The 24,638-nt window shown below is 69.6% G+C and carries 25 protein-coding genes, 1 tRNA gene and 1 riboswitch; of the genes, 10 read left to right on the forward strand and 16 right to left on the reverse strand.

All coding sequences use genetic code 11. From position 1 onward, the window contains the following. Positions 1-90 precede the first annotated feature (90 nt). Positions 91-1,176: a glycosyltransferase family 4 protein gene (locus JO379_RS12665; protein WP_209515002.1), complete on the reverse strand. Its 1,086-nt coding sequence runs from the start codon at positions 1,174-1,176 to the stop codon at positions 91-93. 690 nt (positions 1,177-1,866) lie between these two features. Between JO379_RS12665 and JO379_RS12670 the strand changes: the two genes are divergently transcribed. Next, on the forward strand, positions 1,867-2,337 hold the full coding sequence (locus tag JO379_RS12670; RefSeq protein ID WP_209515004.1) for a hypothetical protein: 471 nt from the start codon (positions 1,867-1,869) through the stop codon (positions 2,335-2,337). 56 nt (positions 2,338-2,393) lie between these two features. Continuing rightward, entirely contained in the window at positions 2,394-3,917 is a 1,524-nt protein-coding gene (locus JO379_RS12675) for a beta/gamma crystallin domain-containing protein (RefSeq protein ID WP_209515006.1), read from the forward strand. Positions 3,918-3,954: 37 nt separating this feature from the next. Here the strand turns inward: JO379_RS12675 and JO379_RS12680 are convergent, their stop codons facing one another. Continuing rightward, the gene (locus JO379_RS12680; protein WP_130878011.1) at positions 3,955-5,100 is read right to left on the reverse strand and encodes a GDSL-type esterase/lipase family protein; all 1,146 of its coding nucleotides are present in this window, start codon (positions 5,098-5,100) and stop codon (positions 3,955-3,957) included. A 234-nt stretch (positions 5,101-5,334) separates the two neighbouring features. On the opposite strand from JO379_RS12680, the gene JO379_RS33665 reads away from it, so the two are divergent. Next, positions 5,335-5,721 carry a DUF4258 domain-containing protein gene (locus JO379_RS33665; protein WP_130878012.1) on the forward strand — a complete coding sequence of 129 codons (387 nt, stop codon included), beginning with the start codon at positions 5,335-5,337 and terminating at the stop codon, positions 5,719-5,721. A 77-nt stretch (positions 5,722-5,798) separates the two neighbouring features. Here the strand turns inward: JO379_RS33665 and JO379_RS12690 are convergent, their stop codons facing one another. Further along, positions 5,799-7,079, reverse strand: a complete 1,281-nt coding sequence (locus JO379_RS12690) for a DUF445 domain-containing protein (protein ID WP_242626072.1) — start codon at positions 7,077-7,079, stop codon at positions 5,799-5,801. Between the two features lie 434 nt (positions 7,080-7,513). Between JO379_RS12690 and JO379_RS12695 the strand changes: the two genes are divergently transcribed. Beyond that, entirely contained in the window at positions 7,514-8,839 is a 1,326-nt protein-coding gene (locus JO379_RS12695) for an SGNH/GDSL hydrolase family protein (protein WP_209515008.1), read from the forward strand. A gap of 93 nt (positions 8,840-8,932) precedes the next feature. Here JO379_RS12695 and JO379_RS12700 read toward each other — a convergent pair whose 3' ends face one another. Genes JO379_RS12700 through JO379_RS12715 form a run of 4 tightly spaced genes read right to left on the reverse strand, consistent with a single transcriptional unit; the run spans position 8,933 to position 12,329 of the window. Further along, a complete protein-coding gene (locus tag JO379_RS12700) occupies positions 8,933-9,628 on the reverse strand; it encodes a DUF1707 SHOCT-like domain-containing protein (RefSeq protein WP_207303909.1) in 696 nt (231 codons plus the stop codon). 45 nt (positions 9,629-9,673) lie between these two features. Continuing rightward, the gene (locus tag JO379_RS12705; protein ID WP_209515010.1) at positions 9,674-10,663 is read right to left on the reverse strand and encodes an ABC transporter ATP-binding protein; all 990 of its coding nucleotides are present in this window, start codon (positions 10,661-10,663) and stop codon (positions 9,674-9,676) included. 3 nt (positions 10,664-10,666) lie between these two features. Continuing rightward, entirely contained in the window at positions 10,667-11,536 is an 870-nt protein-coding gene (locus JO379_RS12710; RefSeq protein ID WP_372449073.1) for an ABC transporter permease, read from the reverse strand. After that, a complete protein-coding gene (locus tag JO379_RS12715) occupies positions 11,529-12,329 on the reverse strand; it encodes an ABC transporter permease (protein WP_130878017.1) in 801 nt (266 codons plus the stop codon). The genes JO379_RS12710 and JO379_RS12715 overlap by 8 nt, the downstream gene beginning before the upstream one ends. 281 nt (positions 12,330-12,610) lie before the next feature. Here JO379_RS12715 and JO379_RS12720 point away from each other — a divergent pair, with 281 nt between their 5' ends. Beyond that, positions 12,611-14,929 carry a transglycosylase domain-containing protein gene (locus tag JO379_RS12720; protein WP_209515012.1) on the forward strand — a complete coding sequence of 773 codons (2,319 nt, stop codon included), beginning with the start codon at positions 12,611-12,613 and terminating at the stop codon, positions 14,927-14,929. 5 nt (positions 14,930-14,934) lie between these two features. On the opposite strand, the gene JO379_RS12725 is transcribed toward JO379_RS12720, so the two are convergent. From JO379_RS12725 to JO379_RS12735, 3 genes are all read right to left on the reverse strand, one after another. Beyond that, positions 14,935-15,255, reverse strand: coding sequence for a DMT family transporter (locus JO379_RS12725; protein WP_130878019.1), 321 nt, complete (start codon positions 15,253-15,255; stop codon positions 14,935-14,937). Positions 15,256-15,287: 32 nt separating this feature from the next. Continuing rightward, a riboswitch (guanidine-III (ykkC-III) riboswitch) is annotated at positions 15,288-15,352 on the reverse strand. 41 nt (positions 15,353-15,393) lie between these two features. Then, complete coding sequence (locus tag JO379_RS12730) at positions 15,394-15,696, reverse strand: GroES family chaperonin (protein WP_048831771.1); 303 nt, start codon at positions 15,694-15,696, stop codon at positions 15,394-15,396. A gap of 156 nt (positions 15,697-15,852) precedes the next feature. After that, entirely contained in the window at positions 15,853-16,173 is a 321-nt protein-coding gene (locus JO379_RS12735; protein ID WP_130878021.1) for a DUF3618 domain-containing protein, read from the reverse strand. Between the two features lie 162 nt (positions 16,174-16,335). On the opposite strand from JO379_RS12735, the gene bcp reads away from it, so the two are divergent. After that, positions 16,336-16,803: a thioredoxin-dependent thiol peroxidase gene (gene bcp, locus JO379_RS12740; protein ID WP_130878022.1), complete on the forward strand. Its 468-nt coding sequence runs from the start codon at positions 16,336-16,338 to the stop codon at positions 16,801-16,803. A 92-nt stretch (positions 16,804-16,895) separates the two neighbouring features. Here bcp and JO379_RS33670 read toward each other — a convergent pair whose 3' ends face one another. Together JO379_RS33670 and JO379_RS12750 are read right to left on the reverse strand one after the other, a co-directional pair. Next, complete coding sequence (locus JO379_RS33670; protein ID WP_130878023.1) at positions 16,896-18,137, reverse strand: sensor histidine kinase; 1,242 nt, start codon at positions 18,135-18,137, stop codon at positions 16,896-16,898. Continuing rightward, complete coding sequence (locus JO379_RS12750; protein WP_130878024.1) at positions 18,137-18,664, reverse strand: hypothetical protein; 528 nt, start codon at positions 18,662-18,664, stop codon at positions 18,137-18,139. The genes JO379_RS33670 and JO379_RS12750 overlap by 1 nt, the downstream gene beginning before the upstream one ends. A 273-nt stretch (positions 18,665-18,937) precedes the next feature. Between JO379_RS12750 and JO379_RS12755 the strand changes: the two genes are divergently transcribed. The 4 genes from JO379_RS12755 to JO379_RS12770 all read left to right on the forward strand — a co-directional run bounded on the left by JO379_RS12755 (position 18,938) and on the right by JO379_RS12770 (position 22,118). Further along, positions 18,938-20,446, forward strand: a complete 1,509-nt coding sequence (locus tag JO379_RS12755; RefSeq protein WP_209515014.1) for an MFS transporter — start codon at positions 18,938-18,940, stop codon at positions 20,444-20,446. Positions 20,447-20,540: 94 nt separating this feature from the next. After that, positions 20,541-21,167 carry an HNH endonuclease signature motif containing protein gene (locus JO379_RS12760; RefSeq protein WP_209515016.1) on the forward strand — a complete coding sequence of 209 codons (627 nt, stop codon included), beginning with the start codon at positions 20,541-20,543 and terminating at the stop codon, positions 21,165-21,167. Positions 21,168-21,817: 650 nt separating this feature from the next. Then, the gene (locus tag JO379_RS33905) at positions 21,818-22,081 is read left to right on the forward strand and encodes an HNH endonuclease signature motif containing protein (RefSeq protein ID WP_307842209.1); all 264 of its coding nucleotides are present in this window, start codon (positions 21,818-21,820) and stop codon (positions 22,079-22,081) included. Then, positions 22,043-22,118: transfer RNA gene (locus JO379_RS12770), tRNA-Leu, on the forward strand. The genes JO379_RS33905 and JO379_RS12770 overlap by 39 nt, the downstream gene beginning before the upstream one ends. A 48-nt stretch (positions 22,119-22,166) precedes the next feature. Here JO379_RS12770 and rdgB read toward each other — a convergent pair. The 4 genes from rdgB to JO379_RS12790 form a co-directional block, all read right to left on the reverse strand. Next, a complete protein-coding gene (gene rdgB, locus JO379_RS12775) occupies positions 22,167-22,769 on the reverse strand; it encodes an RdgB/HAM1 family non-canonical purine NTP pyrophosphatase (protein ID WP_130878028.1) in 603 nt (200 codons plus the stop codon). 49 nt (positions 22,770-22,818) lie between these two features. Continuing rightward, positions 22,819-23,229, reverse strand: a complete 411-nt coding sequence (locus tag JO379_RS12780) for a hypothetical protein (RefSeq protein WP_130878029.1) — start codon at positions 23,227-23,229, stop codon at positions 22,819-22,821. 130 nt (positions 23,230-23,359) lie between these two features. Then, positions 23,360-24,091 (reverse strand): ribonuclease PH, encoded by a 732-nt coding sequence (gene rph / locus JO379_RS12785; RefSeq protein ID WP_130878030.1) that lies wholly within the window; start codon positions 24,089-24,091, stop codon positions 23,360-23,362. A gap of 102 nt (positions 24,092-24,193) precedes the next feature. Next, positions 24,194-24,427, reverse strand: a complete 234-nt coding sequence (locus JO379_RS12790; RefSeq protein WP_130878031.1) for a PTS sugar transporter subunit IIB — start codon at positions 24,425-24,427, stop codon at positions 24,194-24,196. Positions 24,428-24,638: the final 211 nt, after the last annotated feature.

Raw genomic sequence — 24,638 nt, forward strand, 5'->3', positions numbered from 1 at the left:
CACGGAAATCCTGAACCCCGCCAGTGACGTCGAACCGCACACAGCGGTTGTATCCCGGCGTGGAGGTGCACATACTCTGCGTCGTCTGGGTCATGGCGTACCTTCCTTCCGTTGCAGATCGACAGTCATCTCACCGGCATCGACGAGCGTGCCGATGTCGCGCCTGCGGGAGCCGTTCCGCGTGCGCGTCGTGGTCGTCAGCGATTCGACGGCGTCGCACCAGATATCGAGGTCGGGAGCCGAACTCAGCTCGCCGGACCGGGCTTTGGCCCGACGGGAGGCACGGGCCCAGTTATCCGGGTCCCGCAGGGACGTCAGAGCGTGGATCCAGGCGTTGAGGTCGTCGCGGTAGGCGAAGATGCCGGCTTCCCCCAGGGACTCGACCAGCCCGGGGGTGGGATGGGCGATCACCGGGATGCCCGAGGCGAACGCCTCCACCGCCACCCGTCCCCAGGACTCGTACAGACTCGGCATGAGCATCACGCGCGCCCGGCTGTAGACGTGCTCACGCATGAGCTGTCCGGGCACGCCGTCGAGGACCTCGCAGTTGGGCAGCCGCGGCGGTGGCATGATCTGCTGTCCGTAGGCGCCGCGGACACCGAGGAACTCCCATTCCGGTGTCCAGGCGGCGATCTGCCAGAAGAGCTCGCCGCCCTTGTCGGGGTTGAGGTTGACGAGAGTCGCGCAATCGCCGGGCTCGGTTCGGTATTCCTCCGCGATCACCGGCGGCCGGACGACGATGCTGTTCCTGGGCAGGAATTCCCGTGGGTAACGGGCGTAGAAGATCTCGCCTTCCCGCCGGATCCACTCGCTGTTGTACACGACGAGATCGGCGCCCGCCGCATTGTGGAAGCTGGAAGTGAAGTCGTCGTGACAGATCACGGCCACGGGTATCCGACGGTCTCTGGCGAGCCCCGCCACGAGGGGGACGTTCTCGAAATGCGACAGCAGCACGTCCGCCCGATGAGCGTGTGCGGCGAAGTCGGTGCCCTCCTGGTACGGGACGACCCGCACCCCGTCGATCTCGTAGCTCTTCCGAATACTCCCCGGGTGCGAGAGCCAGACCGTCACATGGTGGCCGCGTTCGGCCAGCGGTCGCAGCATCGAGTGGAGCATCCACTCCGAGCCCGCGTTGTGGGCCGGCGGGTATCCGTACACCCGGGCCATGAGGGACATGCGGCGTGCTGTGGGAGTCGCGACCAGTCTGGGCAGGTGGGGTGCCATCGTGTCCACGGGTGTGAATTCCCTCCAAACAGTGTTACGGGAATGCGGATGGCCTGGGCGAGGGGTGCGCGAAGGCAAAGCTTCGCCCGGTGTACGAGGCAGGTGGGCAGGGTGGGATTGGCGAGTCCATCGTCCGCCCTCAGGGCAGCCCGATAGATACCGACAAGCAGAGTTTGCGCAGGGGATATCAGAGACTTTGCTGGCCGCCGCACGGTTCTGTCCAGTAAACGTTTTGCGCCGCCGGGCACTGCTGCGGCCGGCCGCCGACACCCCGTGCCCACCTCACTACAGAGGCGCGCTGAGCGAGGTGGGAGAGAAGTGTCTACGAAGCCGGTTTCCCTCGCCGCTACTCATGGACGATGACGGCTCAAACCTGACGGGCCGGGGCGGCGGCGACGCAGCACCAGTTCACCCATAAGGGTGATCCCGGAACCCCGACATAGGTACTGGAATTCGAAGTCGCAACCGCGTCCGATATCCGCATGCATCAGCGAACAAGCATCGTCACCCAATCGGCTTTCGGACAATCGCAGTTGGTCACGCATGAGCCCATCAATGGCCGGGGCAGCCATTTTGATAGCAACACTCAGTGACGAACCGATCACTAATGGTCGTCACCCCTGAGGAGAAGGGACGACATACGTGAGCACGCCTGCCCCGAACAAGTCCTTCCGTATCGCCAAACCCGCAGACGTCACCTACGCGGTATGGGACACCACGCGCTTCGAGACCACCAGCGATGCATGGGTCGCCGTACCCGGAGCCGAGATCGATCTCAAACTCGGCCAGGGGCGTCCTTCGCTGGGCGCCGTGTTCGTGGCCACGTTCAGCGCGGAAACGCTCTGCTCGGCCCCGAACAACAACGAGCTCTTGAAGGCGACAGTCTTCTTCGGCGACCAGCAAGCCGAACCCCTCAGCGACAACCACCGCTATGCGACCGCCCGGGGCAACGTCGAGTGGTCCAGCCACACCTTGATCCGCACGGCACGCTTCGAACCCGAACTCGCCCTACGGGATGTGACCGCGCGGGTGAAGCTGAAGCTCGGCAAAAACCCCGACGGCTACGGCGGCGTACAGAACTGGGTGCTGAAAATCGACCGGTTCAACCTCTGACCCGAGCCACCGCGCACCACCGCCCACCGGCAAGGCAGCACCGAGAGGGGGGAAGAATGAACGACGACCAGGTCACGTTCCACACGGGCCTCAACTACACGGGTGACACCCACACTTACGGAATCGGTGACAAAGTCAGGTTCGCCGAGGAAGACCCGCTCAACGACACATTCCTGTCCGTTGAGGTCGGCCGAAGGGCCAGGATCCTCGCATGGCAGCACGGCAGCCAGAGGGGAAATTACCGGGAATGGGAAGCCGACCAGCCGGACATCAGTGACATCGGCGGCCTGACGAGGTTCAAGGTCACCGACAACAGCGTCCCGCCGGAACGGTTCGAGGTGGCACCCGGCGGGCCGCCCGACGTGCTGCTGGTCCCTGGCGGCATCACCGGCTTCCCGGGCGTGGTCGTGACGAACACCGGCGCGACACCGGTCGGCAGCAGGACCGTCACCGCGGAACTGCCCGCCGACAAGGGCCTCCAGTGGGGTGTCGCGGGGCAGCCGGACCATCAACTGACGGTGCTGGACGGCGGGGTGTATCCGGGGACGCTCTCGTCCGACGGGCGGACTCTGTTCTTCGACGGCGTCGCCCTGGATATTCCGCCGGGCGGCAAGAGGGTGATGTGGGTCGCCGTCAGCGCCATCCCCGAGGCGCTCTCCACACACACCGCCCTGCGCTTCACGGTCGGCGAGCGTTCCTCCGACTCCACTCCCGTGGTCATCAGCAGGTCGGCCTTTTCGGTCGAGCCCGGCGGGCCGCCGGACGTCATCCTGGAGCAGGGCGGAGCCGTCGGCTACCCCGGCGTGAAACTGACCGGCGGCACGAACGACCCGATCGCCCCGCAGACCATCACCGCCACCCTCCCCTCGGACACCCGGCTGGTGTGGGGGCAGCCCGGCCATCCGGACAACCAGCTGACCGTTCTGGACGCCCACGGCGCGACCACCGTCCACACCGGGCAGTTCTCGGAGGACGGACAGACCCTCACCTTCACCGGTGTCGACCCCGGCCTCTCCGGCACCGGGTCGCACTCCGTCATGTGGGTGGACGTCAGCGCGGCCGAGGACGCCGAGCCGACGCGCACCGCCCTGTCGTTCTCCGTCGGCGAGAAGGACTCCGCCTCCACGCCCGTGACCGTCGTGGTCCCGGCAGGGTTCGAGGTGGAGCCGGGCGGGCCGCCGGATGTCACCCTCAAGCAGGGCGGCCCGCCGGGTTACCCGGGCGTAAAGGTACGCAACACGGGCACTTCCGCCCTGCTCACCGACGCGAAGGTCACCGCCGCCCTGCCGGCCGAGCACGGGTTGTCCTTCGTCGCCGAAGGCGGACCCGACCACCTGCTGACCGTGTGGTGCCCGGACGTCGGCGAGACCCGTTACCCCGGGCACCTCTCGGACGACCGGCAGTCGCTCACCGTCGACAGGGCCCGCCTGAACGTCCCCGTCGGCGGATCGGCCCTGATGTGGGTGGCCGTCGAGGCGTCCGAAGACGCTCCCACCGGCACCACGGCCCTCACCTTCACCGTCGGCGACGAGGAATCGCCCTCCAATCCCGTCCACGTCACCCCGGCTTCCGCGGGATGAACCGGTGCCGCCCCCGCCCGCCACCGGTCGGGGGCGCTCAGGTGGAGACTTCGCGCGCCAGGACGTCGGTGATCAGGGGGCCGCAGCCCGGCTGGCTGTTCGGGGAGAAGCGCAGTGTGGTGAACGTGGCCGTGGGAGTGAAGTCGTAGGTGAGCGTGCGCCAGCTTCCGTCAGCGGTCATCGTGGCCGGAGGGTGGCCGTCGGCCTCGATGGTGAAGGTGTGGTCGGATCCGGCGTTCGGGTCACACGCGTAGGCCGGGCCAAGGGAGTTGGACTTGGTCCGGAAGGTGACGCGCACCGGCACCTGAGGGGTGGTCGCCAGCCGGGTGGAGATGCCTTTGTACATGGGCGGAGCGGTGAACATGCCCACCGCGTTGGAGCCGTTGCCGCTGCCGGCCAGTTCGGCCGCGTAGGCGTTGACGCCTTCGTTGTCCCAGCCGGGGAAGTATCCGCGGTCCCACCCCCGGTCGGCCTGGTGGGCGGCGGACAAGCGGGTGGTCTGGAAGTGGGGGTTGCGGGTGAGGATCGGGCCGCCTTCGGGGGCGGGGAGCAGCGGGTGCAAGGCGTCCCGCCAGACCTTGCTCATCTTCGCGTACCCCTGGAGGTTGGGGTGGACGTTGTCCGACAGGTCGTCGTCCTGCCCGGACTCCGAGGCGGTCAGGGCCGGGGCCATGTCGACGAAGTGGACCCCCCGGTCGGCCCGCTCCTCCGCGATCTTCCTGACATGCTGGTTGTACTCGTCGATGTGCTTCTGGAAGGGAGCGAACCGGGAGGGGATGATCGAGGCCAGCAGGATGTGCGCCGCCGGACAGGCCTGCTGGATGGCGTCCAGCAGGTCGCGCAGGTAGCCGGGGGCGAGGGTGGCGTTGTCGTCGTACATGTTGTTGGTGCCGATGTGCAGCAGCACCCAGTCCGGAGCGGCGGCGGAGACCCACGCCGGGACCACGGCGGTGAGGCCCTGAATGGTGATACCGGACGCCCCCGCGTGGTCGGGGTCGCCCTCCGGCTGAAAGACGTCATTGCGGGGACCGACGAAGTCGATGTCGTGACCGAGCCGGTGCAGCTCGTTGAACAGCTCCTCCCGGTAGCCGGCCCACGTGGCGCTTCCCCAGCCCTCGGTGATCGAGTCTCCGAGCGGCATGATGCGCACCGGCCGCGTCGGTGTGTCCTCGCCTGATCCCATGCCTCATCTCCTCTTCGATCGGTGGGCTCCGGGCTCCCCATGGGTTCCCCCCGGCGTTCCGGCCGAACGCCGCCATTCGGGGGGTGACGACATACACGCGCCCGCACGACGCGAGCGGGTGGTACCGGCGACAACCACTGTTGATCGCCTGTGAACCGGACGTAGACCGACACCTGGCACCTTTTCCCCAGCGGCCGACAAGCCGCGCAAACAGCACCGGAAAAGGGAAACACCGTGAACAGTTCGCAGCGCCTTCGCCTCTTGGCCGTCAGTCTTGTCACCGCAGCGGTGGCGTCGATCTCCGGCCCGGCGGTGGCCGCAACGGCGACCGTGGGTCCCCCCGGCAGGGGCGGACACGAAAACACCCAGACTTGCTACACGGACGTCGCACCGCAAGACTTCAAAGGGTTCAGCAAGCACGCCCTGCAGCGCATGGCCGAGCGCGGGGTGAGCGAGGACGAAATCAGGAACGGTGTCCGTATCGGCGCCCGAACCGCCTCCTGCCAGCGGAACGGCAACTGGAAGTACACGCTCGGAATGTCCAACGGTGAGCTGGTGGTCATCGTCGGCATCAGTACCGGAGGCTGGAACGTCGTCACCGTTTTCTGGAAGGGCGAGTAGGACTGGGCCGTCTCCTTCGGTTTGACAGCCCCGGGGGGGCACACCGAGTCCGGTGGCCCCCCGGCAGGGGCAACGCGTCACGCCCCCAGCAGGCGCGACACCGTGAAGATGCCCAGGCCCGCCAGCGCGCCCACCACCGTGCCGTTGATCCTGATGAACTGCAGGTCCCTGCCGATGTGGGCCTCGATCTTGCGGGTGGTCTGCTCGGGGTCCCAGCTCGCCACCGTGTCCGTGATCAGCAGCGTGATCTCGTCCCGGTACGTCGTCACCACATAGACGGCCGCGTCCTCCAGCCAGCCGTCGATCTTGGCGCGGAGCCGGTCGTCGCTCGTCATGCGCGCGCCCAGGGAGAGAATCGAGGCGCGGACCCGCATCCGCAGCTCGCTGCGCTCGTCCTCGGCCGCCGCGACCATCATCGCCCGCACCGAACCCCACGCCGAGGCGATCAGGTCCTGCACCTCGGCGCGGCCCAGCACCTCGGACTTGAGCCGCTCGATCCGCTCCCGGGTGTCCGTGTCGGACTGGAGCTCCTCGGCGAAGTCCGCGAGGAAGCGGTCGATGGCACCGCGCGCCGGGTGGTCCGGCATGTCGCGGGTCTCGGTCACGAAGCGCAGCAGCTCCTTGTAGACCCGCTCGCCGACCTTGCGGTCCACGAAGCGCGGCGTCCAGCCGGGCGCGCCGCCCGTGACGGCGTCCATCACCGAGTCGCTGTGCTCGACGAGCCAGTCGTGCGCGCGGACGCACACCAGGTCCACGACCCGGTGGTGGCCGCCGTCCGCGACGATCTTCTCCAGCATCGCCCCGAGACCCGGGGCGATTTCCTGTGCGTCGGCCCGCCGGTTGATGGCCTCGCCGACGACCGCCTGGACATCGGAGTCGCGCAGAACGGTCAGCGCGCCGCGCAGCGCGGTGGCCAGCTCGGCGGTGACCCGGTCGGCGTGGTCCGGATCGGCGAGCCAGGTGCCCAGGCGGGAACCGATGCCGACCGCGCGCAGCCGGCCGCGCACGATGTCGCCGGAGAGGAAGTTCTCACCGACGAATTCACCGAGGGAGACGCCCAGCTGGTCCTTCTTCGTCGGGATGATGGCCGTGTGCGGGATGGGCAGGCCCATCGGGCGACGGAAGAGCGCGGTGACGGCGAACCAGTCGGCGAGCGCGCCGACCATGCCGGCCTCGGCGGCGGCCGCCACATAGGCCGCCCAGCCGCCCGCGCCGGAGGACTGTGCCCACTTCGCGAGGGCGTAGATCACGGCGACGACGGCCAGCAGGCCCGTCGCCGTGGCCTTCATCCGGCGCACCCCGCGCCGCTTCTCCTCGTCGGCCGCGCTGTAGGTGAATCCGCCGGGCCGAGCGGGCATCACCCTTTCGGCGGCAGCCGACTCCCCCGAATTGGACTGAATCATCCGTACCACCCGTTCCGGCTGTCGTCATGTGCATTGTCCCTACCCGGGGTACTCGGGGAACGGACCTGGAGTTCCCGTCGTCTGACAAGTCGCATGTGACACGCCTCGGCGTGGGGCATGTCCCGTGACCGCTTCTGCGACAGTCGTGACCGTTCCGTCGCCGCTTCCGTGGCCACTTGTGTGACCGCTTTCCCCCGACCGTTCTCCGATCGTTTCCCAGGCCTTCCCGTGACCTTTTGCCGCTCAGCACACCCGCGCCCCACCGTGGGATCATGGCGAGGCGATCGGACCGCGAGGGCGCTGTTGCTGATCAGTGCCAGTCCCGTCCCGTGGACCCGACCCCTCGGAGCCGTCCGCTCCGCATTCCCCCCTCCAGGAGAAGTCCGCCCATGAACAGGCCTCCCCTGCCCCGCGGTACGGCCTATGCCGTGCTCGCCGCGCTGGCGGCCCTCGTGATCGTCGTCTCGACCGCGATATTCCTCGGGGTCGGCGGCCCCGAGGGACGCTCCGCGACGAAGGTGCCCGAGCCCGGCCGCCCCGCCACGTCGGCCGCCTCGGGAGCGTGGATCGGCTCCTGGTCCACCTCACCGTCCGCCGCCGAGCCGAACACCCCGAACGGTTACGCCGGACAGTCGATCCGCAACGTCGTGCACACCACCATCGGCGGCACCGGCGCGCGCATCCAGCTCTCCAACCTCTACGGCACCCAGCCGCTGGCCCTCACCCATGTGTCCCTCGCCCTCGCCGCCGGGCCCGGCACCGCCGACGCGGCCTCCGGCAGCATGCGCCGGCTGACCTTCGGCGCACGGCCCACGGTGACGATCCCCGCCGGGCACTCCGTCATCAGCGACCCCGTGCGGCTCGTCGTCCCCCAGGCGGCCGATCTGCTCGTCACCACGTACTCGCCGACCCCCTCGGGCCCGGTCACCCATCACCCGCACGCCCGTCAGACCTCCTACCTCGCCCACGGCGACCGGGCCGAGGACCTCGACGGCGCGCGCTACCGGACGAAGACCAAGTACTGGCGCTACCTCACCGCCGTGGACGTCTGGAGCAAGGACGCGAAGGGCGCCGTCGCCGTGATCGGCGACTCGATCACCGACGGCGTCACCTCCACCCCGAACACCAACCGGCGCTGGACGGACTTCCTCGCGGCCCGGCTGCGCACCGAGCCGGGCGCGCCCGCCTACGGCGTCCTCAACCAGGGCATCAGCGGCAACCGCGTCCTGCTCGGCAGTTCGGCCACCGTGCCCGCGAACAACCCGAGCGCCCTCGACCGCTTCGAACGTGACGTCCTCACCCGCACGGGCGTACGGGTCGTGGTCATGGAGCTGGGCGTCAACGACATCCTCCGTCTGCCGCAGCAGACCGACCCCTCCCGCATCACCGCGGGGCTGCGGAAGCTGGTCGAGCGGGCACACGCGCGCGGGCTGCGCGTCGTCGGGGCGACGCTGATGCCCTTCGGCGGGCACCGGGGCGGCAAGCCGGTCCAGGAGTCCGTGCGCCAGGCCGTCAACGAGCAGATCCGGTCCGGGCAGGTCTTCGACGACGTCGTGGACCTCGACGCGGCCCTGCGCGACCCGGCGGACCCGGAGCGGCTGCTGCCGCTGTACGACTCCGGCGACCACCTCCACCCCAGCGACGCCGGCTACCGGGCGATGGCCGATGCCGTGGACCTCGAAACCCTCAAGGGACAGGCCTCGGCCGCGCTGTAAACACAGGGAACGCGCCAGGGAACCGCGACGGGAAATGCGACAACGGCCGGGTGGGAGTCCCCCCACCCGGCCGTACTCACGTGCAAAGCCCCGTCACTCCAGCCTCTTGCGCGGCTCCCCGCCGTCCAGGCCGTCACGCGACTCGCCCTCCAGCCGCTCCCGCCGCAGCTCCTCGCGCAGCCGCTTGCGCTCGGCCCGCGCCCACTTGCGCTCGACACCGACACCGCCCCAGACGGCGAAGCCGGTGATCTTCACCCGCGGGGAGCCGGCGGCCGCCACATCGCCGCCCCGGTCACCGAAGCCGCCCATGATGCCGATGCCCGACACCTCGACATCGAGATCCGGCGGCGCGATGACCTGCATGCCGCCCATGATGGCGAAACAGCGGATGACCACCTCGCGGTCCTCGAACCGCGCGTCCCGCAGATCGATCTCGCCGCCGCCCCAGAAGCAGAACGCCGTGAACACACGCGGCACCGTCCAGCGGCCCTTGCGCGAGAAACCGCCCAGCACGCCGACGGCACCCTTCGAGGTCGGCGTGCCGCCGATCCGCTCCGGCCAGCTCGCGTCGGCCGGCGACACCGGGGCCGACGACGCACCGGGCACGACCGCGGACGCGGTGCCCGGCGCCGGGAGATCCCGTACCAGCGGGACCAGCTCACCGTGCGTACGGGCCTTGTACGCGGCGTCCAGCCGCTGCTCGAACTCCTCCATGTCCAGCCGTCCTTCGGTCACGGCCTCGCGCAGGGCCTCCGCGACCCGCTCGCGCTCGGCGTCGGACGCCCGCATGTCAGGAAGCTCGCTCATCATGACGAACAGCCTAACGAGCGACCCCTACATCCCCGATCGCCGCGCGTACATTTTCGCGATGACGGCCTCGATGTCCGGCTCCCGGACCGACAGGTCCACCAGCGGATACCGCTCGGCCACCGCCGCCACGATCGGCGCCGCGCTCTGCCCCGCCGCGAACGCCAGCCACTGACGCGGACCTTCGACCCTGACCGTACTCGCCCCGGGCACCCCCTCGATCGGCGGCAGCTCCCGCTCCAGGTCCACCACCAGCGTCCGCTCGCTCTCCCCGACCGCGTGCAGCCCGTCCAGCCCGCCGTCGTAGACCAGCCGCCCGTGGTCGATCACCATGACCCGCTTGCACAACTGCTCGATGTCGGTCAGATCGTGCGTGGTGAGCAGCACCGTCGTACCCCGCTCGGCGTTCACCTCCCGCAGGAACTCCCGCACCTTCGCCTTGCTCACCACGTCCAGACCGATGGTCGGCTCGTCGAGGTAGAGCACCTCGGGATCGTGCAGCAGGGCGGCGGCGATGTCACCGCGCATCCGCTGGCCGAGGGAGAGCTGCCGCACGGGCACGTCCAGCAGCGCGCCCAGATCCAGGAGGTCGACGCAGCGCTCCAGGTTCGCGCGGTAACGGGCGTCGGGGATGCGGTACATGCGGCGCACCAGCCCGTAGGAGTCGCGCAGCGGCAGATCCCACCAGAGCGTGGTGCGCTGCCCGAAGACCACCCCGATGCGGCGGGCGAGCCGGGTGCGCTCGCGGGAGGGATCGATGCCCGCCACGCGCAGCCGGCCGCCGCTGGGCACGAGGATGCCCGTCAGCATCTTGATCGTGGTGGACTTCCCGGCGCCGTTGGGGCCGATGTAGCCGACCATCTCCCCGCGCGGCACGGTGAAACCGATGCCGTCCACCGCCCGCACCTGATGCCGCTCCCGGCGCAGGAAGCCCGCCTTGCGGCGCACGTCGAAGACCTTCTCCACACCGTCCAGTTCGATGAACGTGTCATCGCGGTCACCGGCACCCGTCGCCACTGCTCAACTCCCCGTACTCCGATAGCTCCTGAGACCCGCCCGCCAGGCCAGCCCCGAAAGCGCGATCATCACCAGCGCGACCGGCGGGCCGCAGAAGTCCACCCAGCCCGGCAGCCCCAACGGGTCCTCGCGGTCCAGGAGCCGCAGCGCCGGCAGCCAGTTGACGAAGGCGAGGGGGATCACGAAGGTCACCCCGCGCACCAGCTCCTGGGAGAACACCGTCGGCGGGTACTGCAGAAGGGTCGTGCCGCCGTAGGTGAAGGAGTTCTGGGCCTGCGAGGCGTCATTGGCCCAGAACTGGAAGGCGGCACCCGCGACGAAGATGGCCGCGAAGATCCCCGCCCCGCTGAGCAGCATCACCGGCACGAGCAGCACGTCGACCGGCGTCCACGCGATGTCCGCCCGGGCCAGCCCCCAGACCAGCACCACCAGGCCCTGGACGACCCGCCCGAGCCGGCGCAGCGCGAAGCGGTCGGCGGCGATCTGCGCCAGCACCGGCACCGGGCGGAGCAGCAGCGTGTCGAGCGTGCCGTCACGCACCCGCCGGCCGACGCGTTCGGCGTTGCCGAGGAAGAGGTCGACCAGGCCGAACGACGTACTGGTCGCCCCGTACAGCAACGCGATCTCGGGGAGGGAGAAGCCGCCGAGGGCGTCGATGTGCGAGAACATCAGCAGGATGGCGACGAAATCCAGCCCGCTGGTGAGGAAGTTCCCGACCGCCATCATGACGAAGGACATGCGGTAGGCCATCGTCGAGCGCACCCACATCGCGACGATCAGCCCGTACGCCCGCAATCCGTGCAGCAGCCGCGGCAGGGGCCCCTCGGCCTCCCGGGCGCCGCTGTCGGGATGTCGCACCGACACCTCAGCCACCTTGGACCACCACCTTGGACGTGGCCAGCGACTGCAGGGCCCGGCCCGCGGCCAGCAGCGCCACCGCCCAGACGGCCTGGAACGCCAGCGCCCCGGCCAGGGCGGGGCCGGTGTGCTGTCCGAGCAGGACATCGGCCGGCACCTGGAGCATCGCCGCCCAGGGCAGCAGCCGCACGGTCTCGCCGAAGAGGCCCGGGAAGACGGTCAGCGGCAGCAGCAGCCCGGTGAAGAAGATGCCGAGCAGCACGCTGATCATGTTGACCCCGGCGCCGTCGAGCAGCCAGAACGCGCACAGCGCCACCAGATAGCGCAGCGCGAAGCTGACGACGACGCCGAGGAAGACCGAGAAGCCGAAGGCCGACCAGCGGGCGGGGTCGGCGGGCAGGGCCAGATCGAAGGCCAGCGCACCGACGCCCAGCGGCACGATGCCGCGGCCGAGCAGGTGGAAGGCCGCCCGGCCCAGATCGGCGGCGAGCCACCACAGCTGGAGGTCGACGGGGCGGTAGAGATCGACGGCGATGTCACCGGACCGGATGCGCTCCTGCAGCTCCTCCTGGAAACCACCGCCCATCAGCTCCAGGGGGGCGAGCAACGCCTGGGTGACCCAGACGAACGTCAGGGCCTGCGCCTGGTCGTAGCCGCCGAGGTGCGGGCGTTCGTCCCACAGGGCGATGAACGTATAGGCGATGATGAAGCCGAAGACCGTATTGGTGAAGACGCCCGCAGCGGTGGCGACCCGGTAGGTGGCGTGCCGGCGGAAGCCGCTGACCGCCACCGCGGCGTACAGGCGCATCCCCGTGTCACCCCTTGTCGTTGAACCTCGTTAGTCCGCCCACCCCAAAGCGCTGGAGCTTAGCCGTACGGCTCCGGCCCGGACCACGCGTTTTTCACTCTTTGGAGTGAACAGCCTGACCCAAACGGCTCTTTACAGCTGCCGCAGGTGCGCCACGCCGCTTCGGCACGGACCGCATGGTGCGAGAGTGTTTTCCGGGGCAGACGACTACATCGGAACGGCCCGACAACACCGTTCGCCGTGGCTGAACCCCCGACGACGGCCGAGGAGTCCCTACAGACATGAGCGACGAGCAGCCACATCAGCGGCCCCCGGGCGACGGTGACGCGTCGGCGAACCGGGCGGCCTGGGGCCAGGGCGCCCGGCCGGGACAGCCCGGCCGGACGGGCGGCGGCAAGCCCCGCCGCCCCCAGCGCACCGGCTGGCGCCGGGCCGTGCCCACCTGGCGCATGCTGCTCGGTGGCGTTCTGCTGATCATCCTGCTGATCGCGGGCGGTCTGATCGCGGGATACCTGCTGGTCGACATCCCACCGGCCAACAAGGCCGCCGTCGCCGAGAGCAATGTCTTCCTCTACTCCGACGGCTCCCAGCTCGCCCGCGACGGCGAGGTCAACCGGGAGAGCGTCGCCCTGACCAAGGTGTCGAAGAACGTCCAGCACGCCGTGCTCGCCGCCGAGGACCGCGACTTCTACTCCGAATCGGCCGTCAACCCCGAGGCGATGGTTCGCGCCGCCTGGAATACCGTCACCGGCAAGGGCAAGCAGTCCGGCTCCACCATCACCCAGCAGTACGTCAAGAACTATTACCTCGGCCAGGAACAGACCATCACCCGCAAGGTGAAGGAGTTCTTCATCGCGATCAAACTCGACCGCGAAGTGACGAAGGACGACATCCTCGAGGGCTATCTGAACACCAGCTACTTCGGCCGGAACGCGTACGGCATCCAGGCCGCCTCCCAGGCCTACTACGGCAAGGACTCCGACAAGCTCGACACCGCCGAGGGCGCCTACCTCGCCACCCTCCTCAACGCCCCCAGCTCCTTCGACGTCGGCGCCCACCCCGAGAACAAGCAGCGCGCCCTCAGCCGCTGGAACTACGTCCTCGACGGCATGGTCAAGAAGAAGTGGCTCACCCCGGCCGAGCGCGCCACGATGAAGTTCCCGCCGCCGGGCAAGTCCAAGGCCCGCAACGGCATGTCGGGCCAGCGCGGCTATCTCGTCGAAGCCGTCAAGGACTACCTCACCGGCAACAAGATCGTCGACGAGCAGACCCTCGCCGCCGGCGGCTACCGCATCACCACCACCATCAACCGCAAGAAGCAGAACGCCTTCGTCAAGGCCGTACAGCGGCAACTGATGGACGAACTCAGCCCCGACCGCAAGGTCGACAGCTACGTACGTGCCGGCGGCGCCTCCATCGACCCCAGATCCGGCAAGGTCGTCGCCCTCTACGGCGGCGTCGACTACACCAAGCAGTACGTCAACAACGCCACCCGCCGCGACTACCAAGTCGGCTCCACCTTCAAGCCGTTCGTCTTCACCTCCGCCGTGCAGAACGACTCCACCACCCAGAGCGGCCGCCCCATCACCCCGAACACGCTCTACGACGGCACCGACGGCCGCCAGGTCCAGGGCCCGGGCGGCCCCGTCGGCTACAGCCCGGAGAACGAGGACGGCAAGTCCTACGGCCGCGTCACCGTCACCAAAGCCACCGACCTGTCCGTCAACGCCGTCTACGCGCAGATGGCCCAGGACGTCGGCCCCGCCAAGGTCAAGGACACGGCCGTCGCCCTCGGCATCCCCGCCGGCACCCCCGACCTGACCGCCACCCCCTCCATCGCCCTCGGCGTCGCCACCGCGAGCGTCCTGGACATGACCCAGGCCTACGCGACCCTCGCCAACCACGGCCGACACGGCCCGTACTCGCTCGTCCAGAAGCTCGCCAAGGGCGGCGAGAACGTCGGGCTCCCCAGCGACGACACCAAGCGGGCCGTCCCCCGCGAGGCCGCCGACACCACCACCTCCGTCCTCCAGAGCGTGGTCGACAACGGCACCGGCGCCGCGGCCCAGATGGCCGGCCGGCCCGCCGCCGGCAAGACCGGCACGGCGGAGGAGGACAAGGCCGCCTGGTTCGCCGGCTACACCCCCGACCTCGCCACCGTCGTCGCCGTCATGGGCCAGGACCCCGACAGCGCCGAACAGAAACCCCTCTACGGGGCCACGGGCCTGTCCCGCATCAACGGCGGCGGCTACCCCGCCGAGATCTGGGCCGCGTACACCGCCGACGCGCTGGAGGGCACCCCCGTCAAGGAGTTCGACCTGGAGACGATGAGCGGCGGCGCCCCGCTCATGGAGACACCCGAGACCACGCCGCCGCCGGCCACGTCCAGCGCCCCGCCGACCGCGCCGGCCCCGCCGACGACCACCCGCCCGACGCCCCCGGGTCCGCCGACGGACTTCCCGTCCCCGATCGTGCCGCCCGGCCCGCCGACGGACTTCCCCTCCCCGCCGGACATCCCCTTCGGCCCGAACGGGCCCAACGGACGGCAGGACGGGCGGGGTAGTGGGGAGGACCGGGATTCACTGCTGGGCGACTTCTAGCGCGCTCAGTGTCCCGAGGTCGCCTTCAGCCCGACCACCGCTACCAGCAGCAAAACGATGAAGAAGATCCGCGCGGCGGTCGCCGGCTCACCCAGCACCACCATGCCGAGCACCGCCGCTCCGGCCGCGCCGATACCGACCCAGACGCCGTAGGCCGTACCGATGGGCAGCGTCTTCGCGGCCTGCGCCAGCAACAGCATGCTGGCCGCGATGCCCGCGACCGTGAACACGCTCGGCCACAGCCGCGTGAACCCCTCGGTGAACTTCATGCCGATCGACCAGCCGACCTCGAGCAGACCGGCGACGGCGAGCAGGATCCATGCCATGACGGCACCTCCGTGAAACGTGCTTCAACAGGGGTGCGTCGTCTTGTCATGTCCCGGTACGGCGCGTCTCGTCGGGTTCCTTCGACCGTAGCAAACCGGACGGGTCGACCGGAGTGGCAGGGGTTACAGGTACAGCCCTTACAGGTACAGCCCCGTGGAGTCCTCGGACCCCTCCAGACGCTCCGCCGCCACCGCGTGCAGATCCCGCTCGCGCATCAGGACGTACGCGACCCCGCGCACCTCCACCTCGGCGCGGTCCTCCGGGTCGTACAGCACCCGGTCACCCGGCTCCACCGTACGGACGCTCTGCCCGACCGCCACCACCTCGGCCCATGCCAGCCGACGGCCCACCGCCGCCGTCGCCGGAATGACGATGCCGCCGGTGGACCGGCGCTCGCCCTCGGGAATATCGGTCCGGACCAGCACCCGGTCGTGGAGCATCCGGATGGGCAGCTTGTCGTGGGTGGTGTTCGCGCTCACGCCATGACCGTACCTGGCCGCGCGGGATGCCGAGGCCATAGGTCGTGGATCGGCCCGTACCGGATGCGGCCGACCACCGACCGGCCACCGACCGGCCACCGGCCGACTACGGAACGACTACGCCTTGCGACGCCGCGAGGAAACGGTGAGCAGACCCACCACACCCACGACGACCATCGCCACCGGCACGATCCGCTCCAGCCGCGGCGCGCCCTCTTCCGTCACGAACCGCTCCCGCACATCCGAGACGATCCGGTTCGCCGCCACGTAGGCCCGCCCGGCGGTCTGGTCCACCTTCGAGGCCACCTTGGCCTTGGCGTCACCAATGATCGTCTTGGGGTGCATCCGCACCCCGATCTCGTCGAGCGTCACGGCGAGCTCGCTCCGCCTGCGGGCGATGTCCGCCTCGATCTGCGCAGGGGTCCTGGCTTCCGGCACCGCGCGGCCTCCGTCGTCTCGATAAGAGTGATTAAGACTGATGATGGACAGTCTGTCAGCTCGCACGGCCCCGTGCCCCGCGGCACCCCCGATCGGGGAGCTGGCTAGTCTCGGGAGTCGACACGACCTGGACACAGCGTACGAAAACCCTTGAGGAGAGCCATGAGCGAGCGACTGCAGCCCGGTGACACCGCCCCCGCCTTCACCCTGCCCGACGCGGACGGCAAGCAGGTCTCCCTCGCCGACCACAAGGGCCGCAAGGTCATCGTCTACTTCTACCCCGCCGCACTGACCCCCGGCTGCACCAAGCAGGCCTGCGACTTCACCGACAACCTGGAATTCCTGGCCGGCCACGGCTACGACGTCATCGGCGTCTCCCCGGACAAGCCGGAGAAGCTCGCCAAGTTCCGTGACGTGGAATCCCTGAAGGTCACGCTCGTCGGCGACCCGGAGAAGAAGGTCCTGGAGGCCTACGGCGCCTTCGGCGAGAAGAAGCTCTACGGCAAGACCGTCACGGGCGTCATCCGCTCCACCGTCGTCGTCGACGAGGACGGCAAGGTCGAGCGCGCCCTCTACAACGTGAAGGCCACCGGCCACGTCGCGAAGATCATCAAGGACCTGGGGCTCTAACCACGGCCCTCACGCTCCGGACGGGCCGCAAATCCAGCCCGTCCGGGGTTTGAGGACGCCCGCCGCAGGCGCAACGGACCGCACGGGAACCGTCACCCCTCCGCCGGAGGCGGATCCGCCTCCGGCAGATCCAGAACGACCTGCGCCCCGCCGCCCTCCGCCGTACCGAACTCCAGCGAAGCGCCCAGCACCACCGCCTGGCCCACCGCGATCGTCAGCCCCAGACCATGCCCGGTGCCACGCTCCGGCGCCGCCGTACGGAACCGCCGCGGCCCCTGGTCCACCAGCTCCGGCGGATAGCCGTCGCCATGGTCCCGGACCACGATCCGCGTGCCCTCCACCCGGATCTCGATCGGCGGCTTCCCGTGCTTCGCCGCGTTCCCCAGCACGTTCACCAGGATCCGCTCCACCCGACGGGCATCCGTCGCCACGATCCGGCCCTCGCCGACCACCTCGACCGCCACGTCCTCGACACCGCGCTGCCCACGCGCCCGCTTGACGATCCCGTGCACCAGCGACGGCAGCTCCACCGCGTCCAGCTGCGCCCGCTCCCGCCCCGCGTCCAGCCGGGACACCTCCAGCAGGTCCTCCACCAGCACCCGCATCGTCTGCGCACGCTCGCGCACCATCTCCACCGCCCGCGGATGCGGCAACAACTCCGCCGACGCCACCAGCCCGGCCACCGGCGTCCGCAGCTCATGCGCCACATCCGCCGTGAACTCCCGCTCCGCCTCCACCCGGGCCGCCAGCGACGCCGCCATGTGATGCACCGAGCGGCCCAGCTCCGCCACCTCGTCCCGGCCACCCGTCGCCAGCGCCTCCGCGTCCGGCGCCTCACCCGCGGCGATCCGCCGCGCCGCCGCCGCACTGCGCCGCAACCGCCGCGACAGGCTCTGCGCCACGAACCACGCCACCACCGCCATCAGCACGACCGTCGCCACACCGGCCACCACCAGGGCCTTGTCCAGCGCCGTCTGCAAGGGATCCCGGTCGGGGTACGAAGCCGACACCGACAGCACCTTGTCGTCACCGACCCCGGTCGCCGCCCACACCCGCGGGTCACCACCGGTGCTGATGTACGTCCCCGACTCGCCCCGCGCCACCGCCTGCGACAGCGCGAACGGCAGCGCCGAATCGTCGAGCTGCGCGCCGAGCGCCAGCGTCCCGTCCCGCTGGTACACCTGGAGCGCCGAACTCAGCAGCTCGTCCTGGAACGCCATGGCCTGCCGGCCCCGCTCCAGCCCGGAGATGTGGTGCACGGCCACACCGAGGAACACGACCGCCAGCGCGGTGACGAAGGAGATCGCGAGGGCGATCCGGCCACGGATACCCATCACGTGATCGTGAAGATTTCCGTCTGGTCCCCGACCCGCGTGGCACCCGTGTACTCGACCTCGAGCCCCGTGAAGGCCCGCACCCCGTCCACGGTCTTCGCCCCGTAGAGCCGGAACTTCGCCGGGTACGACGCCGACGCCGCGCCGTTCGCACCACCGGACACCTGCACCACCCCACGTCCGTCGGCACCCGCGGCGTCATAGCTGAGCCACTTGATGCCGCTCGCCACCATGACCGCGTTCGAGCAGTTCAGGATGATGCTCTCCGGCCGCACGGTCGGAGTACGGAACCCGCACTCCCGCACCCCGGGCAGCTGCCGCGGCTCCGCCGCGCCGACCTCCGCCGACTCCTGGTCGGACGCCCACGCCTTCTGCGCCGCCGCCGTCTTCGGCGCCTCGGCCACGGTGCTCGTCCGCTCCGAGGCCTCGCTGAACCACAGCCCGCCGCAGACCAGAACGGCCACGACCGCCAGGGTCGCGACGACAGTGCGCAAGGTCGCCCAGCGAGGCGCGGCGCGGTCGGTCATCGGGCTCTCTTCCTCGTACACGGGTGATGGTTCGTCCCCTGTGGTGAGTGACGGAGAAATCACGCCGCGCGTTCCCTTTGGCCACCATCTGGTTCTCCCGCGACGGGCTTCGGCGGGGTGACCTATCTCGCGATCGAGCAAGGGAACGGTTTGAGCCGTCGGCAATCGCGCAGAAGTGCTGTTCGTGTGTGTCCCGTACGAGAAGCACTGCGCGGCAGCGCGGGCCGACGGACGGAACCGACGCCGACGACCCGACCGAGAGGAAGCCGAGCCGTGCCCACCGGCAACAGCACCGAGGCCGACGCCGAGACCGACCGCGACCGCGATCGCGACCCGCAGGCGGTCCGGCGCCACAGAACCCTCTTCCGGGCCGCCGCCCGCCGCAAGAACCCCCGCCTGCGCCGCACGGACATCACCGTCACGGACGAGAAGACCGTCAGACGCGCGGTGAAGGCGGCGGCCCTCGGCAATGCCATGGAGTGGTTCGACTTCGGCATCTACAGCTACCTCGCCGTCACCATCGGCGATGTCTTCTTCCCGTCCGGCAACGACACGGTCCGGCTGCTGTCCTCGCTCGCGACCTTCGCCGTCGCCTTCCTCGTACGCCCCCTGGGCAGCCTCTTCTTCGGCCCCCTCGGCGACCGCGTCGGCCGTAAGCGCGTCCTCGCGCTGACCATGATCCTGATGGCGGTCGGCACCTTCGCCATCGGCCTCATCCCCTCGTACGCGACGATCGGCTTCTGGGCCCCGGTCCTGCTGATCTGCTTCCGGATGCTCCAGGGCTTCTCGACCGGCGGCGAATACGGCGGCGCCGCCACGTTCATCGCCGAGTACGCACCCGACAAACGCCGCGGGTTCTTCGGCAGCTTCCTCGAATTCGGCACCCTGGCCGGCTACGTCGGCGCGGCCGGCCTCGTCACGGTCATGACCGCCACACTCGGCGGCGACACCATGGGCGACTGGGGCTGGCGCATCCCCTTCCTCGCCGCCGGCCCGCTCGGCCTCGTCGGCCTCTACCTGCGGCTGAAGCTGGAGGACACCCCCGCCTTCCAGAAACTGGAGGAGGAGAACGGCTCCGGCGAGCACGTCACCAGCGAGACCACCGAGCTGAAGCAGATCTTCGTCACCCACTGGTCGCGACTGGCCCTGTGCGTCGTCCTGGCCGGGGCGTACGGCATCACCGACTACATGCTGCTGTCGTACATGCCGACGTACCTGACGGACCAGCTGGACTACGACGACACCCACGGACTGCTGATCCTGATCGGCACGATGGCGCTGCTCATGGCCGTCATCACCTTCGTGGGCCGCCTCAACGACCGAATAGGCCGAAAGCCCCTGCTGATGGCGGGCATGGGCGGCTTCTTCCTCCTGTCGGTCCCCGCGTTCTGGCTCCTGAAGCAGGGCAGCGCGGCCGCGGTGGCGGGCGGCATGCTGATGCTCGGCCTCCCCCTGGTCTGCCTCCTCGGCACCATGTCCGCCGCCCTCCCCGCCCTCTTCCCCACCCACGTCCGCTACGGCTCGCTGTCCATCGGCTACAACCTCTCCACGTCCCTCTTCGGCGGCACGACGCCGCTGGTCATCACGGGCCTGATCAGCGCCACGGGCAGCGACATGGTGCCCGCGTTCTACACGATGGCGGCGGCGCTGGTGGGCATAGTGGCGGTGGCCTGCATGAAGGAAACGGCGCGCCAGCCGCTGGAGGGGTCGCCGCCGTCGGTGGCGACGAAGGAGGAGGCGGCGGAGATGGTCAACTCGGCAGCGCCGGAGCCGAAGTTCTGACATATCCCGCTGTCGGCGTAACTGTCCGATGATCCTCTCGTTGGTTCGTTCGAGGCCGCGAACGGATGCGTGGCCGTCGTGGGGAGGGAACATCATGCCGGTCAAGTACACCTACGAGCTGCTCGTCGAGGCCGCACGCGTCTCGACGACGTACGACGAGGCGGTGCGGTGGTGCGGCGGCACGTCGACACCGGGTAGCCGGAGGTATATCCGCGCCAAGATGGCCGAGGCCGGGATGGACACCTCGCACATCTCGACAGGCCGGGTCCGGCACACCGAGGACACGCTGCGTGAGCTGGTCGCCATCTCGCGCAGCGTGTCCGAGGTGGTCCGCCGCTTGGGAATCAGCCCCGTGGGCGGCAACCAGGCCCACATAGGCCGCCGGATCGCCGCGCTCGGACTCGACACTTCACACTTCTCCCAGGTCCGCCGTGGCCGCCCGAAGGGGACCGTGGGCAGTCGACTCGCCCTGGGGGCACCGTCGGACGGTCGCGTGCCCGGCGAACGGCTGCGCCGGGCGATGCTGGAAACCGGGCTGGAGGAGTCCTGTGCCGAATGCGGCAACGGCACGGAGTGGAACGGCAAACCACTCCGGTTGGAGGTCGACCACATCAACGGCGACTGGTGGGACAATCGACCGGAGAATCTACGGTTCCTGTGCCCCAACTGCCATGCGGTGACCGACACATACCGCGGCCGCAAGCGCCGGGCAGCGGCATGACCGTCAGGTACACACGCGACCTGCTCCAGCGAACTGCCGCCGAATCCACCAGCCTCGTCGACATGATGCGCAGGCTCGACGCTCCGCTGAGCAGCGGACCGCGCGGATACCTCCGTGGCCGCTTGGAGCACTACGGCATCGACACCTCGCATTTCGCCGATGAACCCCTGCCGGAGCGGGAGCGGCACTCGTACTCCGAGGAACTCCTCAAAGAAGCTGCCGAACGCTGTCACAGCATTCGGGAAATGCTCGATTACATGGGAGTTCTGCCCTACGGCAGCGCGTACGGCCACATCGGCAGGAAGCTGGATCGCTACGGGATCGACACCTCCCACTTCACCGGTAGGCGGGCAAGGGGCGCACGACCGCCTCTGCCGGAACGTGCCTTACGGGTCGCGGTAGCCGAGTCGGTCAGCCTGGCCGGAGTGCTGCGCCTCTTGGGGCGCACCGACAATGGAGCGAGCCGATCGCTCGTCACACGGAGCATTGCCGCGTACGGCATTTCCACGTCGCATTTCGTCGGCCAAGGCCACCAACGAGGCCGCCCCTCGCGCAATCGCAGAACCGCCGCCGACATCCTTCGGCAGCTCGCCCCTGGTGCGTCCCGCACGAGCACCGCCCTCCTTCGACGAGCACTCGATGACATTGCCATGCCTCGTGCCTGCAGGGCGTGCGGCATCGGTGAAACGTGGCAAGGCAAGCGGCTCGTACTGGAGATCGACCACATAAACGGCGACCGTCTGGACAATCGCGCCGACAACCTGCGGTACCTGTGCCCGTCTTGCCACAGCCAGACCGGGACCTTCTCCAACCGGTCGCCCCGTATGACCATCCCTTCACAGGCTCGTGGCGGGGCACAGTACAGTGGGAGCCACGGGTCCGTACCCCAGCTGGCCAAGAGGGCGCCGGTTTAGGTCCGGTGTGTCGTGGGTTCGAGTCCCACCGGGCCCACTTCGAAAGTGCGCGGCACCGTATCAGTGCCGCGCACTTCGACATTCGTCAGCCCAAAAGCTCCCGCACCACCGGCACCAACCCCCGGAACGCCTTCCCCCGGTGGCTGATCGCGTTCTTCTCCGCCGCCGTCAGCTCCGCGCAGGTGCGGGTCTCGCCCAGCGGCTGGAGGATCGGGTCGTAGCCGAAGCCGCCCGCGCCGGCGGGCTCGTGGCGGAGGGTGCCTTCCAGGCGGCCCTCGACGACGCGTTCCGTGCCGTCCGGCAGGGCCAGGGCCGCCGCGCAGGCGAAGTGGGCTCCCCGGTGTTCCTCGGCGATGTCGCCCAGTTGGGCGAGCAGGAGGTCGAGGTTGGCCTTGTCGTCGCCGTGGGTGCCGGCCCAGCGGGCGGAGAAGATGCCGGGGGCGCCGTTCAGGACGTCGACGCAGAGGCCGGAGTCGTCGGCGACGGCCGGGTGGCCGGTGGCGCGGGCCAGGGCGTGGGCCTTGAGGAGGGCGTTCTCGGCGAAGGTGACGCCGGTTTCCTTGACGTCGGGGATCTCGGGGTAGGCGTCGGCCCCGACGAGTTCGACGTCGAGGCCGGCGCCCTCGAGGATGGCGCGGAGTTCGGTGACCTTGTGGGCGTTGCGGGTGGCGAGGATCAGGCGCTTCATGGTCCCGATTATCCGGGCCGGGCCGCCGCGCTCCGGGACCGGCCGCCGCCTACTTCGACGTGCAGACCTTCGTCAGCTCGCCGGCGGCGTCCTTGACCGGTCCCAGGTCGGGCCTCTCGTTGCGCTCGACGGCCTTGCGGGCGTTGGCGACGGCGCTCTGGAAGTGGTCGACGACCTTGTCGAGGTCCGGGTTGTCCGTCTTGTCCTTGAGCTTCTTCACGTCGGCGTCAAGGGTGTCCAGGGCCTCGTCGGCCTTGCCGGGGTCGTCGGCGGCGCTGCCGACCGCGCGCTGGAGGTCGTCGACGTCCTTGCCGACATCGACGACCAGGCGTGCGCAGTCGACGGCCTTCTCCGCCGCGCCGCATCCGGCGGCCAGCGGAACGGCGAGGGCGACGACGGCGAGAGCGGCGACGGCGGTGGTGCGACGGTGGCGTACGGGCCTGGTGCGGAGCACGGACATGGAACAGTTCCCTCCCCGTTGACGGGCTACGGGCGCATGGTCTTCGAGACCATACGCCCGTATCTCTGTACTGCTATGAACGCGCGCGCCGCGTCGGACGGTTGCCTCCCGGGGAATTACCGCGGGGGAATCACAACGTCGCGGCCAGTGCCTCGCGCTGTGCCACGTCGAGGGCGCCGCAGCCGGCGACCGCGAGGTCGAGCAGGGCGTTGAGCTCCTCGCGGGCGAAGGGCTCGGCCTCGGCGGTGCCCTGGACCTCGACGAAGCGGCCGTCGCCGGTGCAGACGACGTTCATGTCGGTGTCGGCGCGGACGTCCTCCTCGTAGCAGAGGTCGAGCAGCGGGACGCCGCCGACGATGCCGACGCTGACGGCGGAGACGGTGCCGGTCAGCGGCTGGCGGCCGTGCTTGATGAGCTTCTTGCCCTGGGCCCAGGTGATGGCGTCGGCGAGGGCGACGTAGGCGCCGGTGATGGCGGCGGTGCGGGTGCCGCCGTCGGCCTGGAGGACGTCGCAGTCGAGGACGATGGTGTTCTCGCCGAGCGCCTTGAAGTCGATGACGGCGCGCAGCGAGCGGCCGATGAGGCGGGAGATCTCGTGGGTGCGGCCGCCGATCTTGCCGCGGACGGATTCGCGGTCGCCGCGGGTGTTGGTGGAGCGCGGCAGCATCGAGTACTCGGCGGTGACCCAGCCCTCGCCGCTGCCCTTGCGCCAGCGGGGTACGCCCTCGGTGACGCTGGCGGTGCAGAAGACCTTGGTGTCGCCGAAGGAGACGAGGACGGAGCCTTCGGCGTGCTTGCTCCAGCCACGCTGGATGGTCACGGGGCGGAGCTGTTCGGGGGTGCGGCCGTCGATGCGAGACATGGTGATGAGCCTATCGGCATCGCGAAGGGCCCCGTTCCGGTTCGGTGCGAACCGGTGCGGGGCCCTTGGCGGGAGCTCAGGGAGCCCAGGGAGCCCAGTGGCTCACATCATGTCTTCGATCTCGCCGGCGATCGGGTCGGCGTCGGTGCCGATGACGACCTGGATGGCGGTGCCCATCTTCACGACGCCGTGCGCTCCGGCTGCCTTGAGGGCGGCCTCGTCGACGAGGTCGGGGTTCACGACCTCGGTGCGCAGTCGGGTGATGCAGCCCTCGACCTCTTCGATGTTGTCGAGCCCGCCGAGCCCGGCGACGATCTTCTCAGCCTTGGAAGCCATGTGCACTCCTGGTTGTCTCGGCCCTTCGGCGGTCTCGCCGACCGGCTTTCACACGGTAACCCACGTTCAGCCCAACTACGCGGGCATATGTCCGCCATCTAACGAAAGATGGCGACCACCCGGCGGTGCGTTCCGGGAGGCCCGAACCGCACCACAAGTGGTCTACACCAGTATGCGGCACACACCGAGGGAGCTGTCGCCCGGGCGGCGG

Source organism: Streptomyces syringium (assembly GCF_017876625.1).
Taxonomy (GTDB): Bacteria; Actinomycetota; Actinomycetes; order Streptomycetales; family Streptomycetaceae; genus Streptomyces; species Streptomyces syringius.

What these genes read in the sequence shown, in the direction of transcription:
- JO379_RS12690 (WP_242626072.1), bottom strand. Translation starts at nt 7,079, where the DNA reads ATGCCCGCTCGGCCCGGCGGATTCACCTACAGCGCGGCCGACGAGGAG.
- JO379_RS33670 (WP_130878023.1), bottom strand. Translation starts at nt 18,137, where the DNA reads ATGGGTATCCGTGGCCGGATCGCCCTCGCGATCTCCTTCGTCACCGCG.
- JO379_RS12720 (WP_209515012.1), top strand. Translation starts at nt 12,611, where the DNA reads ATGAGCGACGAGCAGCCACATCAGCGGCCCCCGGGCGACGGTGACGCG.
- JO379_RS12715 (WP_130878017.1), bottom strand. Translation starts at nt 12,329, where the DNA reads ATGCGCCTGTACGCCGCGGTGGCGGTCAGCGGCTTCCGCCGGCACGCC.
- JO379_RS12750 (WP_130878024.1), bottom strand. Translation starts at nt 18,664, where the DNA reads ATGACCGACCGCGCCGCGCCTCGCTGGGCGACCTTGCGCACTGTCGTC.
- rph (WP_130878030.1), bottom strand. Translation starts at nt 24,091, where the DNA reads ATGTCTCGCATCGACGGCCGCACCCCCGAACAGCTCCGCCCCGTGACC.
- JO379_RS12665 (WP_209515002.1), bottom strand. Translation starts at nt 1,176, where the DNA reads ATGTCCCTCATGGCCCGGGTGTACGGATACCCGCCGGCCCACAACGCG.
- JO379_RS12760 (WP_209515016.1), top strand. Translation starts at nt 20,541, where the DNA reads ATGCCGGTCAAGTACACCTACGAGCTGCTCGTCGAGGCCGCACGCGTC.
- JO379_RS12700 (WP_207303909.1), bottom strand. Translation starts at nt 9,628, where the DNA reads ATGCGGGCGTCCGACGCCGAGCGCGAGCGGGTCGCGGAGGCCCTGCGC.
- JO379_RS12695 (WP_209515008.1), top strand. Translation starts at nt 7,514, where the DNA reads ATGAACAGGCCTCCCCTGCCCCGCGGTACGGCCTATGCCGTGCTCGCC.
- JO379_RS12675 (WP_209515006.1), top strand. Translation starts at nt 2,394, where the DNA reads ATGAACGACGACCAGGTCACGTTCCACACGGGCCTCAACTACACGGGT.
- rdgB (WP_130878028.1), bottom strand. Translation starts at nt 22,769, where the DNA reads ATGAAGCGCCTGATCCTCGCCACCCGCAACGCCCACAAGGTCACCGAA.
- JO379_RS12725 (WP_130878019.1), bottom strand. Translation starts at nt 15,255, where the DNA reads ATGGCATGGATCCTGCTCGCCGTCGCCGGTCTGCTCGAGGTCGGCTGG.
- JO379_RS12780 (WP_130878029.1), bottom strand. Translation starts at nt 23,229, where the DNA reads ATGTCCGTGCTCCGCACCAGGCCCGTACGCCACCGTCGCACCACCGCC.
- JO379_RS12680 (WP_130878011.1), bottom strand. Translation starts at nt 5,100, where the DNA reads ATGGGATCAGGCGAGGACACACCGACGCGGCCGGTGCGCATCATGCCG.
- JO379_RS33905 (WP_307842209.1), top strand. Translation starts at nt 21,818, where the DNA reads ATGCCTCGTGCCTGCAGGGCGTGCGGCATCGGTGAAACGTGGCAAGGC.
- JO379_RS12790 (WP_130878031.1), bottom strand. Translation starts at nt 24,427, where the DNA reads ATGGCTTCCAAGGCTGAGAAGATCGTCGCCGGGCTCGGCGGGCTCGAC.
- JO379_RS12730 (WP_048831771.1), bottom strand. Translation starts at nt 15,696, where the DNA reads ATGCTCCACGACCGGGTGCTGGTCCGGACCGATATTCCCGAGGGCGAG.
- bcp (WP_130878022.1), top strand. Translation starts at nt 16,336, where the DNA reads ATGAGCGAGCGACTGCAGCCCGGTGACACCGCCCCCGCCTTCACCCTG.